The sequence below is a fragment of the Streptomyces beigongshangae genome, assembly GCF_019710745.1.
Lineage (GTDB): Bacteria > Actinomycetota > Actinomycetes > Streptomycetales > Streptomycetaceae > Streptomyces > Streptomyces beigongshangae.
Genome location: NZ_JAHKJW010000006.1, coordinates 82215 through 98280 on the forward strand (window position 1 = coordinate 82215; position 16066 = coordinate 98280).

16 protein-coding genes and 1 pseudogene are annotated in these 16066 nt (G+C 72.1%); 15 read left to right on the forward strand and 2 right to left on the reverse strand.

What is annotated here, in order from left to right:
• The first annotated feature begins 131 nt into the window (after positions 1-131).
• Positions 132-1259, forward strand: a complete 1128-nt coding sequence (locus KM933_RS06625) for a ferrochelatase (RefSeq protein WP_221349120.1) — start codon at positions 132-134, stop codon at positions 1257-1259.
• Positions 1256-2080 (forward strand): inositol monophosphatase family protein, encoded by an 825-nt coding sequence (locus KM933_RS06630; RefSeq protein ID WP_221349122.1) that lies wholly within the window; start codon positions 1256-1258, stop codon positions 2078-2080. The genes KM933_RS06625 and KM933_RS06630 overlap by 4 nt, the downstream gene beginning before the upstream one ends.
• A gap of 132 nt (positions 2081-2212) precedes the next feature.
• Here the strand turns inward: KM933_RS06630 and KM933_RS06635 are convergent, their stop codons facing one another.
• Entirely contained in the window at positions 2213-2386 is a 174-nt protein-coding gene (locus KM933_RS06635) for a hypothetical protein (protein WP_221349124.1), read from the reverse strand.
• Positions 2387-2824: 438 nt separating this feature from the next.
• Here KM933_RS06635 and KM933_RS06640 point away from each other — a divergent pair, with 438 nt between their 5' ends.
• From KM933_RS06640 to KM933_RS06655, 4 genes are all read left to right on the forward strand, one after another.
• A complete protein-coding gene (locus KM933_RS06640; protein ID WP_221349125.1) occupies positions 2825-3478 on the forward strand; it encodes a response regulator transcription factor in 654 nt (217 codons plus the stop codon).
• Positions 3479-3483: 5 nt separating this feature from the next.
• Positions 3484-4725 (forward strand): sensor histidine kinase, encoded by a 1242-nt coding sequence (locus KM933_RS06645; protein ID WP_221349128.1) that lies wholly within the window; start codon positions 3484-3486, stop codon positions 4723-4725.
• A 391-nt stretch (positions 4726-5116) separates the two neighbouring features.
• Positions 5117-5413, forward strand: coding sequence for a DUF4193 domain-containing protein (locus KM933_RS06650; RefSeq protein ID WP_005481602.1), 297 nt, complete (start codon positions 5117-5119; stop codon positions 5411-5413).
• Positions 5414-5426: 13 nt separating this feature from the next.
• Positions 5427-6320 (forward strand): hypothetical protein, encoded by an 894-nt coding sequence (locus tag KM933_RS06655; RefSeq protein ID WP_221349129.1) that lies wholly within the window; start codon positions 5427-5429, stop codon positions 6318-6320.
• A 124-nt stretch (positions 6321-6444) separates the two neighbouring features.
• Here KM933_RS06655 and KM933_RS06660 read toward each other — a convergent pair whose 3' ends face one another.
• Positions 6445-6906, reverse strand: coding sequence for a DUF3093 domain-containing protein (locus KM933_RS06660; protein WP_221349131.1), 462 nt, complete (start codon positions 6904-6906; stop codon positions 6445-6447).
• A 57-nt stretch (positions 6907-6963) separates the two neighbouring features.
• On the opposite strand from KM933_RS06660, the gene KM933_RS06665 reads away from it, so the two are divergent.
• From KM933_RS06665 to KM933_RS06705, 9 genes and pseudogenes are all read left to right on the forward strand, one after another.
• Entirely contained in the window at positions 6964-7548 is a 585-nt protein-coding gene (locus tag KM933_RS06665) for a PaaI family thioesterase (protein ID WP_221349133.1), read from the forward strand.
• A 65-nt stretch (positions 7549-7613) separates the two neighbouring features.
• Complete coding sequence (dut, locus tag KM933_RS06670; protein WP_221349323.1) at positions 7614-8108, forward strand: dUTP diphosphatase; 495 nt, start codon at positions 7614-7616, stop codon at positions 8106-8108.
• A 1-nt stretch (position 8109) separates the two neighbouring features.
• Positions 8110-8871, forward strand: a complete 762-nt coding sequence (locus tag KM933_RS06675) for a DUF3710 domain-containing protein (protein WP_221349135.1) — start codon at positions 8110-8112, stop codon at positions 8869-8871.
• Between the two features lie 467 nt (positions 8872-9338).
• Positions 9339-10226 carry a peptidoglycan-binding domain-containing protein gene (locus tag KM933_RS06680; RefSeq protein WP_221349136.1) on the forward strand — a complete coding sequence of 296 codons (888 nt, stop codon included), beginning with the start codon at positions 9339-9341 and terminating at the stop codon, positions 10224-10226.
• Between the two features lie 201 nt (positions 10227-10427).
• Complete coding sequence (locus KM933_RS06685) at positions 10428-11645, forward strand: alginate lyase family protein (RefSeq protein ID WP_221349138.1); 1218 nt, start codon at positions 10428-10430, stop codon at positions 11643-11645.
• A 52-nt stretch (positions 11646-11697) separates the two neighbouring features.
• A pseudogene (locus KM933_RS06690) lies at positions 11698-12113 on the forward strand (ABC transporter ATP-binding protein); the annotation flags it as partial.
• A gap of 224 nt (positions 12114-12337) precedes the next feature.
• Positions 12338-14923, forward strand: a complete 2586-nt coding sequence (locus tag KM933_RS06695; RefSeq protein WP_221349140.1) for a sensor histidine kinase — start codon at positions 12338-12340, stop codon at positions 14921-14923.
• Entirely contained in the window at positions 14920-15603 is a 684-nt protein-coding gene (locus KM933_RS06700; protein ID WP_221349142.1) for a response regulator, read from the forward strand. The genes KM933_RS06695 and KM933_RS06700 overlap by 4 nt, the downstream gene beginning before the upstream one ends.
• Before the next feature lie 62 nt (positions 15604-15665).
• Complete coding sequence (locus tag KM933_RS06705; protein ID WP_221349144.1) at positions 15666-16064, forward strand: OB-fold nucleic acid binding domain-containing protein; 399 nt, start codon at positions 15666-15668, stop codon at positions 16062-16064.
• Positions 16065-16066 lie beyond the last annotated feature (2 nt).

A 16066-nucleotide genomic window follows, 5' to 3' on the forward strand; every position in this document is an offset into this window, starting at 1 on the left:
CGAGTAAGGCGACCCTAACGCATACGCCCATGTCACCGGTCGCGGCGTCCACCCGCCGCCCACCCGCCGCCCACCCGCCGTCCGGCCCCGGCCGGTGCCCGTCCGCCGGAGGCGGGTGGCAGGATCGAGGCATGCGAGACGCGCTCGATGCCACCCCCTACGACGCCCTGCTCCTGCTCTCGTTCGGCGGCCCCGAGGGCCCCGACGACGTGGTCCCGTTCCTGGAGAACGTGACGCGCGGCCGGGGCATCCCCAAGGAACGCCTCAAGGAAGTGGGGCAGCACTACTTCCTGTTCGGCGGGGTCAGCCCCATCAACGACCAGAACCGCGCCCTGCTGGACGCCCTCCGCAAGGACTTCGCGGAGCACGGCCTCGACCTGCCCGTGTACTGGGGCAACCGGAACTGGGGCCCGTACCTGACCGACACCCTGCGCGAGATGATCACCGACGGCCGCCGCCGCGTCCTGACCCTCGCCACCAGCGCGTACGCCTCGTACTCGGGCTGCCGCCAGTACCGCGAGAACCTCGCCGACGCCCTGGCGACCCTGGAGGGCGAGGGCCTGGAGCTGCCCCGGATCGACAAGATCCGGCACTACTTCAACCACCCGGGCTTCGTCGAGCCGGTGGTCGAGGGCGTGCTCACGTCCCTCGCCGACCTGCCCGAGGACGTCCGCGCGGACGCGCACCTCGCCTTCACGACGCACTCGATCCCGACCGCCTCGGCGGACACCTCGGGCCCCGTCGAGGCGCACGGCGACGGCGGGGCGTACGTGCGCCAGCACCTGGACGTCGCCCGGCTCGTCGCCGACGCGGTACGTGAGCGGACCGGCACCGACCACCCCTGGCAGCTCGTCTACCAGTCGCGTTCCGGGGCCCCGCACATCCCGTGGCTGGAGCCGGACATCTGCGACCACCTGGAGGAGCGGCACGCAGCCGGCGTCCCGGCCGTCGTCATGGTGCCCATCGGGTTCGTCTCGGACCACATGGAGGTCCTGTACGACCTCGACACGGAGGCCGCCGCGAAGGCCGGGGAGCTGGGGCTGCCGGTGCGCCGCTCCGCCACCGTGGGCGCCGACCCGAGGTTCGCGGCCGCGGTCCGTGACCTCGTCCTGGAACGGGCCGCCGCGGAGAGCGGCCGGGACGCGCGGCCCTGCGCCCTCGGCGACCTGGGCCCGAGCCACCACCTCTGCCCCGTGGGCTGCTGTCCGGCCCGCGCGCCCAGGCCCGCCGCCGCGGGCGCCGACAGCCCGTACGCATGAGGAGCCCCGTGACCACCGCAGCGAACGACGAGCTGAAGGCCGAACTGCTGGAGATCGCGCTCGACGCGGCCCACCGGGCGGGCGCCTTCCTGCGGGACGGCCGCCCCGACGACCTGGGGGTGGCGGCGACCAAGTCCAGCGCGGTCGACGTCGTCACCGAGATGGACATCGCCTCCGAGAAGCTGATCACCGGACTGCTGGCCGACGCCAGGCCGGACGACGGCGTGCTCGGCGAGGAGGGCGCCGACATCGAGGGCAGCAGCGGCGTCCAGTGGGTGATCGACCCGCTCGACGGGACGGTCAACTACCTGTACGGACTGCCCAGCTGGGCGGTGTCCGTCGCGGCCCGCAAGGACGGCGAGACCCTGGTCGGCGTCGTGTACGCCCCGATGCGCGCGGAGACCTACCGGGCCGTCCTGGGCGGGGGCGCGTACGCCGGCGACCGTCCCGCGCGCGTGCGGCCCGCGCCCGACCTCGCGCTGGCCCTCGTCGGCACCGGTTTCGGCTACCTCGCCGACCGCCGGGTCCGGCAGGCCGAGGTGGTCGGGCAGCTGATCTCCCAGGTCCGCGACATCCGTCGCGGCGGCTCGGCCGCGATCGACCTGTGCGACGTGGCGACGGGCCGCCTGGACGCGTACTACGAGCGCGGGCTGAACCCCTGGGACTACGCCGCGGGCGATCTGGTCGCCCGGGAGGCGGGCGCGCTGACCGGCGGGCGCCCCGGTGAGCCCCTCTCCACCGACCTGACGGTCGCGGCTCCGCCCGGCCTCTTCGAGCGCCTCCAGTCCCGCCTCGACGAACTGGGCGCCTGGCACGACTGACACCGGTACGGCCGACATCGTCACGGTCGGCGTCGGTACGGCCGGCACCGTTACGGCCGGCATCCCCACGGCAGACGACGGAGCGGGGCCCCGGGCTGGATTCCCGGGGCCCCGCTCTCGTGCCGCACCCGGTCAGAGGTGTGCCGCACCGACCTGTACACCGTGCTCCGCGGCGAGGCGGTGCAGATCGTCGAGTTCTCCCTGCTCGACCTCGACGAGGAAGTCGTCACCGGTCTCGCGAGCCATCGTCAGATCGGACTCGGTCGTCCTTATGCGCTGCAGAAGTCCTGCGGTGAATGCGTCCATGCTGCGCCCCCTCGTCCTGGGTCGTGGGTCGATGGCACGGGGGTGTGCCGTTCGGAAGGGGCGATCACGTCCTCGGAGTGCCCGGTGCCGCCCGGCCGGACGGCGGCGGTGCCGAACACCCCCACCTGCTCTGCGGAAAGCGGACCGTGGCATACCGCAGGGTGGTGCGGCACAGGCAGAGCGTGATCGCGGGGTGTAAAGCCGTCCTCCCCCTGCGCCCTCACGGGGAAACCTCGACCGGGCGAGAAAATTCCGCCTTCCGGGGCCGGCCGGGTCCCGGGCCCGCTGAGCCGCCTTACAGCCGACTTATGGCCGAAAAGGGCAGGATGGAGTCCCACCTCCCTGCTCCCGGCCGCGCCGGGCGGGAGCGCCCCATCGGACCCCGCCCGCGTGAGCCGCGAAGCCGCCGCGCGACGGGACAGAGGAAGGACAAGCGACGTGCGCGTACTCGTCGTCGAGGACGAGCAGCTGCTCGCCGATGCGGTGGCCACCGGACTGCGCCGGGAGGCCATGGCCGTCGACGTCGTGTACGACGGCGCGGCCGCCCTGGAGCGCATCGGCGTCAACGACTACGACGTGGTCGTCCTGGACCGGGACCTCCCGCTGGTCCACGGCGACGACGTCTGCCGCAGGATCGTCGAGCTCGGCATGCCCACGCGCGTACTGATGCTCACGGCCTCCGGGGACGTCAGCGACCGCGTCGAGGGCCTGGAGATCGGCGCCGACGACTACCTTCCCAAGCCCTTCGCGTTCAGCGAGCTGACGGCACGCGTGCGTGCCCTGGGCCGGCGCACGAGCATGCCGCTGCCGCCCGTCCTGGAGCGCGCCGGGATCAAACTCGACCCCAACCGCCGCGAGGTCTTCCGCGACGGCAGGGAGGTCCAGCTCGCGCCGAAGGAGTTCGCCGTCCTGGAGGTGCTGCTGCGCAGCGAGGGCGCGGTCGTCTCCGCCGAGCAGCTCCTGGAGAAAGCCTGGGACGAGAACACCGACCCGTTCACCAACGTCGTGCGCGTCACCGTGATGACCCTGCGCCGCAAGCTCGGCGAGCCGCCGGTCATCGTCACCGTGCCGGGCTCCGGCTACCGGATCTGATGCCGATGGCCACGACACCCGTCCCTCCCAAGGCACCCCCGAAACCCACCTGGGACCCCTGGAAGCCGGAGCCGCCGTTCCCCTGGCTGCGCCCGACCATCCGCATACGGCTCACGCTGCTGTACGGCGGGATGTTCCTGATCGCCGGCATCCTGCTGCTGTCGATCATCTACCTGCTCGCCGCCCAGGCCCTCCACGAGGGCAGCGGCGTCGACTTCTCGGTGACCGGCAGCAACCTCCAGCTCGCCAGCGACACCTGTCCGCAGCTGAGCGGGGCCGGCAGCAACGACCAGCTGAACGCGATGCTCAAGGAGTGCACGGCCGCCCAGCGGCAGCACGCCCTGGACGGCCTGCTCAGCCGCTCCCTGATGGCCCTGCTCGGCCTCGCCGTGATCGCGTTCGCGTTCGGCTACGCGATGGCCGGACGGGTCCTCTCGCCGCTGGGCCGGATCACCCGCACCGCGCGCGCGGTCGCGGGCTCGGACCTGTCCCGGCGCATCGAGCTGGACGGTCCGGACGACGAGCTCAAGGAGCTGGCGGACACCTTCGACGACATGCTGGAGCGGTTGCAGCGGGCCTTCACGGCCCAGCAGCGGTTCGTCGGGAACGCCTCGCACGAGCTGCGGACGCCGCTCGCGATCAACCGCACCCTCCTGGAGGTGCACCTGTCGGACCCGGGCGCCCCCGTGGAACTGCAGCAGCTGGGCAAGACCCTGCTGGCCACCAACGAGCGCAGCGAGCAGCTCGTCGAGGGCCTGCTGCTGCTCGCGCGCAGCGACAACCAGATCGTCGAGCGCAAGCCGGTCGACCTCGCCGAGGTCGCCTCGCAGGCCGTGGACCAGGTGCGCGGCGAGGCGGACCTGAAGGGCGTGGAGGTCCGCGGGGAGCGGGCCCCCGCGGTCGTCCAGGGCAACGGGGTCCTGCTGGAGCGGATCGCCCTGAACCTCGTCCAGAACGCCGTGCGGTACAACGTGGCGGACGACGGCTGGGTCGAGGTCGTCACGGAGGTGCGGCACGGCCAGGCGGTCCTCACGGTGTCCAACACCGGGCCCATGGTCCCCGCGTACGAGATCGACAATCTCTTCGAGCCGTTCCGCCGGCTGCGCACCGAGCGGACGGGGAGCGACAAGGGAGTGGGCCTCGGCCTGTCCATCGCCAGGTCGGTGGCCCGCGCGCACGGCGGCCACATCGCCGCCGAGCCACGCGAAGGAGGTGGCCTGGTGATGCGAGTGGCCCTGCCCATCTGAGACCATGTCGCCGACACGCGAGGATGTTCGCTTTGCGCGGAATTTTCTGGGCGGGCGACAAGCGCCCTCGTGTGTGATCGATCACAGGGGCGAATTCCGGACCATCTACCCTGCGTGATCGATCGGGCTGTCGAAAGCCGGGAAAATCCGGGTTTTCGGGGGCCGAGATCACGGGAAGTACACGGTGAGACGCCTTTGAAGTGCGGCATTCGAACCGTGTACGGTCCCGTTCGCCATCCAAGCCGATCACTCCTCGGGAGTCCGGTTGGGTGTCGATTGAGTAACAGACCTTGATGTGAGGCAAAATCTCCGCCTCAGGTCGGGCACAAGTCCGGCCTCTCACGCGTTACGTGCGCTGAGACACTGCAGACACCCAGAGGGGGAGAGCGACATGGCAACGGATTACGACACCCCACGCAAGACCGACGACGACGTCGACTCGGACAGCCTTGAAGAACTGAAGGCTCGCCGGAACGACAAGTCGACCTCGGCGGTCGACGTGGACGAGTTCGAGGCCGCCGAAGGCCTGGAACTGCCCGGAGCGGACCTTTCGAACGAGGAACTGGCCGTCCGGGTCCTGCCGAAGCAGCAGGACGAGTTCACCTGCATGAGCTGCTTCCTGGTCCACCACCGCAGTCAGCTGGCGCGGGAGAAGAACGGCCAGCCGATCTGCCGCGACTGCGACTGAGGCGGGGTCTGCCGTGACAGGCACGACCCCGCCCTGGAAGCGCCGCTTCCGTGACCGGGAGGCGGCCGGGCCGTCCCAGGACGGCATGCACGACGACGAGCGGGGCCACCCGGCCTCGCTCGAACCGGCGGACGCGACAGGCGCCTCCGGCGCCCTGGAGGTGCCGGTCCCGAAGGGGCCTGTCGCACAACGCCGGGCGGCCGTCGGCCACGGGGTCAGGGAAGGCGTCCGCAAGGGCGGCGACCGGGCCCGGGCCGCACTGGCGTACGTCACCGACCGCATCATCGAGAACGCCCCGCGCGTCCCCGTGCGCGACCTCGCCACGCTCCGGGAGCAGTTCCCGGGCCTCGGCCCGGAGCAGCTCGCGGACAAGCTCGTCGCGGGCGCGTGCAACGCCACGTCCACCGTGGGCGCGGGGGTCGGCGCCGCGGCGATGATGCCCGTGCCGCCCGCGATGCCCGCGGAGCTCGCCGCCGAGATCACCGGCGTCGCCGCGATAGAGCTGAAGCTGATCGCCGAACTGTACGAGGTCTACGGACTGCGGCCGCCGGGCAACCTGAAGGAGCGCACCACCGCCTACCTCGGCTCGTGGTCGGAGGAGCGCGGCATCGACGTGACCAAACCGTCGACGCTGAGCGCGGCCCTCGGGGGCCAGATGAAGCGCGAGCTCCGCCAGCAGATCATGAAGCGCACGATCAGGAACCTGCCGAACCTGATGCCGTTCATGGTGGGCGCGGCCGTCGGGGCGGTCATGAACCGCCGCGACACGAGAAAGCTCGCGGACCGGGTCCGCAAGGACCTCCGCAAGATGCAGGTGCCCTGGGACGCCCTCCCGGCACTGCCGCCCCTGGAGAAGCCGGCCGATCCGCTGGGCATGGGGGACATCCGCGGGGAACTGGAGCGCTGATCCGCGCGGGCGGGCAGGACCCCGCCCGACGGAAGGAAAAACTTTCGTACGCCTTCGTCCCGGTCCCGGTCCTGACCTCGGTCCCGGTTTCGACCCCGCTTCCCGGTCCGGTCCCGGGTGCCGTCTACGCGGTCGCGCGCGCCGCGTCCAGTGCCGCCGCCAGCCGCTCCGGCTCGCGGGTCGACAGATAGACGTACGGGGTCGGGTCCGCGGGGTCGGTCACGTCCACGCGCAGAGCCGTCGGGACGTAGGCGCGCAGCAACATGTAGGCGCGCGCGTCCGCCTTGAACGAGCGCCAGGCGCGGGCCTCCTCCGGGTCCAGGACGTGGGCCTCGCCCAGGGCGGAGACCGGGATCCTCGCGTCCCCCGCGATCAGGGAGCCGCCCACCACACGGATCCGCGCGGAGCCGTACGAGCTGACCACCACGGCCGCCACCGCCGTGCCGCCGGCCAGTCCGCCCAGGATGGGCAGGGGGCCGAAGGGGAGCAGGATCAGGGCCATCGAGAGACCGGCCAGCAGGCAGACGAGCCACCAGGAGCGGGGCGCGGTGAGACGTTCTTCGTACGGCGGGGCGGAGGGCTGCATACCGTCAAGCCTGCCACGGTGCGTACGGGCTCCGGCACGGAGGTAAGGTCTGCGCCTGTGAGTGGTACATCTTCGGCCCTGCGGCCCCCGGCCGACGCCATGGCGCCGGTGCGCCATCCCGACGCACCCGCCCCGGGCGAGCTGCTCGGCGCGCACTACGACCAGTGTTTCGGCTGCGGCGGCGGGCAGCCGCACGGCCTCCACCTGGAGGCCCGGGCCGGCGAAGGGGTGAGGATCACCGCCGAGTTCACCGTCCGGCCCGCGCACCAGGGCGCCCCCGGCCTGGCGCACGGCGGTGTCCTCGCGAGCGCCCTCGACGAGACCCTCGGTTCGCTGAACTGGCTGCTGCGCACCATCGCGGTGACCGGCCGGCTGGAGACCGACTTCGTGCGTCCCGTGCCCCTGGGCACCGTGCTGTACCTGGAGGCCGAGGTCACGGCGGTGGCGGGACGCAAGATCTACTCGTCCGCCACCGGGCGCATCGGCGCTCCCGACGGGCCCGTCGCCGTCCGCGCGGACGCCCTCTTCATCGAGGTGAAGGTCGACCACTTCGTGGACAACGGCCGCCAGGAGGAGATCCGGGCGGCCATGGACGACCCCGACACCGTCCGCCGGGCCCGTGCCTTCGAGGTGAACCCGTGAACCCCGGGAAGGCGCCCGTCGGCCCCGAGGAGGCGCCGGTCGGCCCCGGGAAGGCGCCCGTCGGCGTGCTGATCAAGCGGGTCGATCCGGACGTACCGCTTCCGCACTATGCACACCCCGGTGACGCGGGCGCGGACCTGCGGACCACGCAGGGCCGCGTGCTGGAGCCCGGTGAACGGGCCGTGCTGCCCACCGGGGTGTGCATCGCGCTCCCCGAGGGGTACGCGGCCTTCGTGCACCCGCGTTCCGGGCTGGCCGCCCGGTGCGGTGTCGCTCTGGTGAATGCCCCGGGGACGGTTGATGCCGGGTACCGTGGGGAGATCAAGGTGATCGTGGTGAATCTCGACCCGCGCGAGTCCGTGCGGTTCGAGCGCTTCGACCGGATTGCCCAACTGGTCGTCCAGCAGGTCGAGAAGGTGCGCTTCCAGGAGGTTCTGGAACTTCCCGACTCGGCGCGGGGCGCGGAGGGCTTCGGGTCCACCGGCGGGCACGCCGCGGTGGGCGGCACAGCGGGTGGGAATCGATACGCTTCGGTCGTATCCGACCGGGAAGGACAGTGACGTGTTCGGACGTCGCAAGAAGGGCAGTGCCGCCGAGGACGCGGCGGGCGAGGCCGAGCAGGTCGTCGACGGCGTCGACACTGAGGCGGACGAGGCGGAGCGCGAGCGCGTGAGGCTCGAACCGGAGCCGCGCCCCGACGGTCCCTGGGACAGCACCGAGGTGCGCGATCCGGCCGAGGGCCGGGTCGACCTGGGCGGCCTCTTCGTACCCGGGGTCGACGGCATGGAGCTGCGCGTGGAGGTCGCGGGCGACGCGATCGTCGCGGCCACGGTGGTGCTGAAGGACAGCGCCGTCCAGCTGCAGGCATTCGCCGCCCCCAAGCGCGAGGGCATCTGGGGCGAGGTCCGCGAGGAGATCGCGGCCGGCATCACGCAGCAGGGCGGTGTCATCGACGAGGTCGAGGGCCCGCTGGGCTGGGAGCTGCGCGCCCAGGTACCGGTGCAGCTGCCGGACGGGACCGGCGGTTTCCAGGTCGTCCGCTTCATCGGTGTCGACGGCCCCCGCTGGTTCCTGCGCGGGGTGATCTCCGGGCAGGGCGCGGTGCAGCCGCAGGCCGCCGGGCTGCTGGAGCAGATCTTCCGGGACACCGTCGTGGTCCGCGGGGAGGGCCCGATGGCCCCGCGCGACCCGATCGTCCTGAAGCTGCCCGACGACGCGCAGATGGTCGCTGAGGGTGTGCAGCAGGAGGAGCAGGCCGGATCCCGTTTCTCCGGCGGCATGGGACAGCTGCAGCGCGGACCGGAGATCACCGAGGTCCGCTAGACGCCCGACACGGCACCGCCGTACGGCCGCGCGCGCGGAGGTGCGCGAAGGGCCGCACTCTCTCCGGGGAGTGCGGCCCTTCGCCGTTTTCCGGCAGATCGAGGCAGATCGAGGCGGGTCGAGATGGATCGAGGCAGGTCAAGTCGGTACAAGGCGGTTCGGGGCGGGCGCGCGGACGGGGCGCGGGCGGGGCGCGGCGAGGCGAGGGAGCGGGTACGGCGAGGTGGGGGGCGGCTGTCGGCCGCATACGGCGGAACCGGTCCGCGGGCACTTTTCTTTCCCCCCGATGTCTGGACATTCATCTTTTTTGATGTCCGGACTGTGGGCCGAATGAGTGAAGAAAACCCTGAGCCGCAACCGGAAAGCGGCTACGCTGCGTCACCCTGGGCATGTTGAAGAAGGGGAAGTCTTCAACTCCCTTGACGAACGCACCACTTGCCGATCGAGAAAGACCATGGGGGTCAGGGATGAGCACCAACTGGATCGAGAGGGCGCAGCGGTTGGGCGACGGCAGCATCGGGGGCGCGATGGACCATCCTTCCGTCCCGGGCCGCGTCGTCTGGCACACCACGGAGAGCGGCACGGGGGACGACGCCTTCGAGGCCGTGGCGGCCTACCTGATCAAGGTCGCCGCCGAGCCGCACCTGCTGTACGACCCGACGACGGACCGGCTCGGCCAGTTCGGCCCGTTGAACCAGAGCGCCCGTGCGCTGCACAACGACGGGGAGACGCGCACCAACCGCGTCGGCAAGGTCTGCATCCAGATCGAGGTGCTCGGGCGGGCCGGCAAACCGTTCACCAAGACCTGGAAGCCGGGCCCGAACTACCGGGCCATGATGGCCGCGATCCGCTCCTGGAAGATTCCGGACACCTTCCCCGCGGGCCGCCTCGCGACCTCGGGTGCCGACGCGACCAACCGTCCCCGCTCGGTGTGGATGAGCAAGGGCGGCCACTACGGCCACGCGAACATCCCGGGCAACGACCACTGGGACCCGGGCGACATCGACAAGTCCGCCCTCTTCGAGGCGGCCCCGGCCGGCGGCTCCGGCGGCACCACCCCCGCCAAGCCCGTCGTCGACCTCAGCAACCTGATCGCCGCCGCGCGCCGCGACCCGGGTCTGCCCCAGGGCGGCAAGACGCACAAGTCGGACGTCCTGGTCGTCGAGAAGGCCCTGGTGGCGGAGGGGCTGCTGCCCTCCCGGTGGGCCGACGGCTCCTTCGGCACCAAGACCGTGGAGGCGTACGCGGCCCTCCAGCGCCGCTACGGCTACAGCGGGGCCGACGCCAACGGCATCCCGGGCCAGACCACCCTGCGCAAGCTCGGCAAGGAGCACGGCTTCACGGTCAAGGCCTGACCGGCCCGCCGGACGCTCCGGTGCGCGGCGGCGCGGCGGTGCGGGTGGTCCCCGGCGGCGGCGGACCCCGCCGCCGGGGACCACCCACACCGCCTTCGTCTTTTCTCTTGACGTGGACATGGTCTGTACCTATGGTCGCCGACCAGCGCCTAAGTTCATAAAGGCATCTCACGTTCACATACGAGAACGGATGGCCCCCCCATGAAGCCGACCGCTCCGCTCCCCCCACGCCCCCGCAGGACCTCCCGCCCCGCCCTTCTCGCCACCGTCACCGCCCTGCTGGCCGGTGCCCTCGCCTGGCCCGCCGCGCCGCGCGCCGAGGCCGCCCCCGCCGCCTTCGCGCACCCCGGGGTCACCGTCTCCCGGAGCCAGCTGGACTTCGCCCGGCAGCAGGTCAACGCCGGTGTCCAGCCCTGGAAGAGCGCGTACGACCAGATGATGTCGAGCAAGTACGCCTCGCTCACGCGCACCGCCAAGCCCCGCGCGGTCGTGGAGTGCGGCTCGTACTCGAACCCCAACAACGGCTGCACGGACGAGCGCGAGGACGCGATCGCCGCGTACACCCAGGCACTCGCCTGGTACGTCACACGGGACGCCCGGTACGCACGGAAGGCGATCGAGCTGATGGACGCCTGGTCCGCGACGATCCGCGACCACACCAACAGCAACGCGCCGCTGCAGACCGGCTGGGCCGGCTCGTCCTGGCCCAGGGCCGCCGAGATCATCAAGTACACGTACGACGGCGGCTGGGCGGACTCGGGCCGCTTCTCGACGATGCTGCGCGACGTCTACCTGCCCGAGGTCGTCAACGGGTCCAACTCCAACGGCAACTGGGAACTGTCGATGATGGAGGCCGCCGTCGGCATCTCCGTCTTCCTGGAGGACAAGACCTCCTACGACAGGGCGATGGCCAGGTTCCGCACCCGTACGGCCGCCTACGTCTACCTCGCCTCCGACGGCGCCCTGCCGAAGACCGTGCCGAGCCAGAACCTCGACACCACGCAGAAGATCGTCAACTACTGGCAGGGGCAGTCCACCTTCGTCAACGGGCTCACCCAGGAGACCTGCCGCGACTTCACCCACACCGGGTACGGCCTCTCCGCGATCTCGCACGTCGCAGAGACCAGCCGCATCCAGGGCCAGGACCTGTACGGCACCGACGTCGGCGAGCGGCTGCGGCACGCGCTCGGCTTCCAGGCGAAGTACGAACTCGGCGAGGCCGCACCGGGCTGGCTGTGCGGCGGTTCGCTGCACCTCGGCCTCGGACCGGTCACCGAGGTCGGCCACAACGCCCTGCACCACCGCCTCGGCCACGCCATGACCAACACCGAACGGCTGACGGCGCGGAACCGTCCGGCGGGGAGCAACAACCTCTTCGTCGCCTGGGAGACGCTGACGCACGGCGACAACCCGAACTGACGGGTCCGGCCCGGGCCGGACGGCTGCGGGCCCGGGCCGGACGCCTGCGGGCCCGGACGACGGACGGATCACCGTCGACGGGCTCGACCTCTCCGGGCTCGGCGGGAACGGGCTGCTGGAGCTGCGCCGGGACCGCATCGGCTTCGTCTTCCAGTCCTTCGGGCTCGTCCCGATCCTGACGGCCGCCGAGAACATGGGCGTGCCCATGCGGCTGCGCCGGGCCGACCCGCGCGAGAGCAGCAGCGCGTCGCCGTCGCCCGCGCCCTCGCGAACAGGCCGGCGCTCCTCGTCGCCGACGAACCCACCGGCCGACCCGACGCCGAGACCGGTATCGGGGCGATGGAGCTGCTGCGGGCGGTCGTCCGCAGCGAGCGGGTCACCGCGCTCGTCGCCGCCCACGACGCGGCCCTCCGGGACCTGGCCGACCGGGTCCCGGAGCTGAGCGACGGCGAGATCGTGGAGAACTGACGCCCTCCCGCTCCGGCCAGGCCCTCCCGCTCCGGCCCGGCCCCGTAGCTCTCCGTGCCCGCGTCCTCACCCCTGTCCGGGCGTCAGGGTTCCGTCAAAGACGCCCGTACCGGTGCTTCCCGTCCCGTTCGCCCCGATCGTCGGCCATAGGGTTTACGCAGCGTAGGCAACATAAGCAGCACAGGCAGCGGGTGCGGGTGCGGGTGCGGGAAGACAATGAGGCCATGGGACGCGGCAAGCTTCGGATCTACCTCGGTGCGGCACCGGGCGTCGGCAAGACGTACGCGATGCTCTCCGAGGCGCACCGCCGCGTCGAGCGGGGCGCGGACTGCGTGGTGGCCTTCGTCGAGCACCACGGCCGGCCGCGTACGGAGCTGATGCTGCACGGCCTGGAGCAGATCCCGCGCAGGGAGCTCGTCCACCGGGACGCCGTCTTCACCGAGATGGACGTCGACGCCGTCCTGGAGCGCCGCCCCGCCGTCGCCCTGGTGGACGAACTGGCGCACAGCAACGTGCCCGGCTCGCGGAACGCCAGGCGCTGGCAGGACGTGGAGGAACTCCTCGCCGCGGGCATCGACGTCGTCTCGACGGTGAACATCCAGCACCTGGAGTCGCTCGGGGACGTCGTGGAGTCGATAACCGGCGTGCGCCAGCGGGAGACGGTCCCGGACGAGGTGGTGCGGCGGGCCGACCAGATAGAGCTGGTCGACATGTCGCCCCAGGCACTGCGCCGTCGGATGGCGCACGGCAACGTCTACCAGCCCGACAAGGTCGACGCGGCCCTGTCCAACTACTTCCGCCCCGGCAACCTCACCGCCCTGCGCGAGCTGGCCCTCCTCTGGGTCGCCGACCACGTCGACGAGTACCTCCGGCAGTACCGCGGCGAGCACGGCATCCGCTCCACCTGGCAGGCCCGCGAGCGCATCGTCGTCGGCCTGACCGGCGGCCCCGAGGGCCGTACGCTCATCCGCCGGGCCGCCCGGCTGGCGGAGAAGGGCGCGGGCGGGGAGGTGCTCGCCGTCTACGTCGCCCGCAGCGACGGCCTCACCTCCGCCTCGCCCAAGGAACTGGCCGTCCAGCGGACCCTCGCCGAGGACCTCGGCGGCACCTTCCACCACGTCGTCGGCGACGACGTCCCGTCCGCGCTGCTGGAGTTCGCCCGCGGTGTCAACGCCACCCAGATCGTGCTGGGCTCCTCGCGGCGCAAGACCTGGCAGTACGTGTTCGGCCCCGGCGTCGGCGCCACGGTCGCCCGGGAGTCGGGGCCCGACCTGGACGTGCACATCGTCACGCACGACGAGGCGGGCAAGGGGCGCGGCCTGCCGGTGGCGCGGGGAGCCCGCCTGGGCCGGTCCCGGATCGTCGCGGGCTGGCTGACCGGTGTCGCCGGCCCGGCCGTCCTGGCGCTGCTGCTGTACCGGGCCGACGCGGACCTCGGGTTCGCCAACGACATGCTGCTGTTCCTGGCGCTGACCGTGGCGGCGGCCCTGCTCGGCGGACTGCTGCCGGCGCTCGCCTCGGCGGCCTTCGGGTCCCTGCTGCTGAACTACTTCTTCACCACGCCGCTGCACCGGCTGACCATCGCGGACCCCAAGAACTTCGTCGCCATCGCGATCTTCGTCGGGGTGGCCATCTCGGTCGCCTCGGTGGTGGACCTGGCGGCCCGCCGCACCCACCAGGCGGCCCGGCTGCGCGCCGAGTCCGAGATCCTCTCCTTCCTGGCGGGCAGTGTCCTGCGCGGCGAGACCAGCCTCGACGCCCTGCTGGAGCGGGTCCGCGAGACCTTCGGCATGGAGTCCGCCGCGCTGCTCGAACGCGCCGGCGACACCGACCCGTGGACCTGCGCGGGCAGTGTGGGCCCGCACCCGCCGGCGTTCCCCGAGGCCGCGGACGTGGACGTGCCGGTCGGCGACCACACCGCGCTGGCCCTCTCCGGCCGGGTGCTGCCCGCCGAGGACCGCCGGGTCCTCGCCGCCTTCGCCGCCCAGGCCGTCGTCGTCCTGGACCGCAAACGACTCCAGAAGGAGGCCGAGCGGGCCCGCGCGCTCGCCGAGGGCAACCGCATCCGCACCGCGCTCCTGGCCGCCGTCAGCCATGACCTGCGGACACCCCTGGCCGCCATCAAGGCCGCCGTGTCGTCCCTGCGGGCGGACGACGTCGCCTGGTCCGAGGAGGACGAGGCGGAGCTGCTGGAAGGGATAGAGGCCGGTGCCGACCGGCTCGACGCCCTGGTGGGCAACCTGCTCGACATGTCGCGCCTGCAGACCGGCACGGTCACCCCGCTGATCCGCGAGATCGACCTCGACGAGGTCGTCCCGATGGCCCTGGGCGGCGTACCGGAGCACAGTGTCGAGCTGGAGATCCCCGAGTCCCTGCCCATGGTCGCGGTCGACCCGGGCCTGCTGGAACGCTCGGTCGCCAACATCGTGGAGAACGCCGTCAAGTACAGCCCCGCCGGAGAACGCGTCCTGGTCGCCGCCAGCGCGCTCGGCGACCGGGTGGAGGTACGGGTCGTGGACCGGGGCCGGGGCGTTCCGGACGAGGCGAAGGATCGTATCTTCGCTCCGTTCCAGCGCCACGGCGACGCCCCGCGCGGCGCCGGGGTGGGCCTCGGCCTCGCGGTCGCCCGCGGCTTCGCCGAGGCCATGGGCGGCACCCTCAACGCCGAGGACACCCCCGGCGGCGGCCTCACCATGGTCCTCACCCTCCGCGCCGGCCCCTCCCGCCAGGGACCGCTCCCGGCGGGCACGCCACAGTCCGCACCACTGTCCCCACCCCTGACCGCACCACCGGAAAGGCAGGCCCCATGACCCGCGTCCTCGTGGTCGACGACGAGCCGCAGATCACCCGAGCCCTGGTGATCAACCTCAAGGCACGCGCGTACGAGGTCGACTCCGCCCCCGACGGCGCCACCGCGCTGCGGCTCGCGGCCGCCCGCCACCCCGATGTGGTCGTGCTCGACCTGGGCCTGCCCGACATGGACGGCGTCGAGGTGATCAGGGGACTGCGCGGCTGGACGCGCGTGCCGATCCTCGTGCTGTCCGCCCGGCACTCCTCCGACGAGAAGGTCGAGGCCCTCGACGCCGGCGCCGACGACTACGTGACCAAGCCCTTCGGCATGGACGAGCTGCTCGCCCGGCTGCGGGCCGCCGTCCGCCGGGCCGAACCCACCGGGGGCGGCGAGGACGACGTGGTCGTCACGACGCCGGGCTTCACCGTCGACCTGGCCGCCAAGAAGGTCAACCGGGACGGCCGCGACGTGCGCCTCACCCCGACCGAGTGGCACCTCCTGGAGGTGCTGGTGCGCAACAGCGGCCGTCTGGTCGGGCAGAAACAGCTGCTCCAGGAGGTCTGGGGCCCCTCCTACGGCACCGAGACGAACTACCTGCGCGTCTACATGGCGCAGCTGCGCCGCAAACTGGAGGCGGACCCCTCGCATCCCCGGCACTTCGTCACCGAACCGGGGATGGGCTACCGGTTCGAGCGGTGAGGCCACGGGTACGTACGCCGTGGGTACGCAGTCGGCGGTTTCCCCCCGGTACGCTTTGGGGCATGAGCGCTGTCCCTCGTTCCGATAAGCCGACGGGCCGGTTCCGGCGCATGCTCGACCGGCTCTCCTCCTCCCAGGAGGACCTGGAGTCGGAGGAGCTGCGCGAGGACGCCGAGACCGCGGGCTGCACGCGCATCGGTGACTGCCACGACCGACAGGTGGTGACGGTCACTGGTACCTTGCGCACGGTCACCCTGCGCCCGAGAGCCGGTGTCCCGGCCCTGGAGGCCGAGCTGTTCGACGGTTCGGCCGCCCTGGACGTGGTGTGGCTCGGCCGGCGCTCCATCGTGGGGATAGAACCGGGGCGCAAGCTGATGGCGTCGGGCCGGATCTCGATGAGCCGGGGCCGTCGCGTGCTGTTCAACCCGAAGTACGAACTCAGACCTCTCGGACGGGAGTAGCC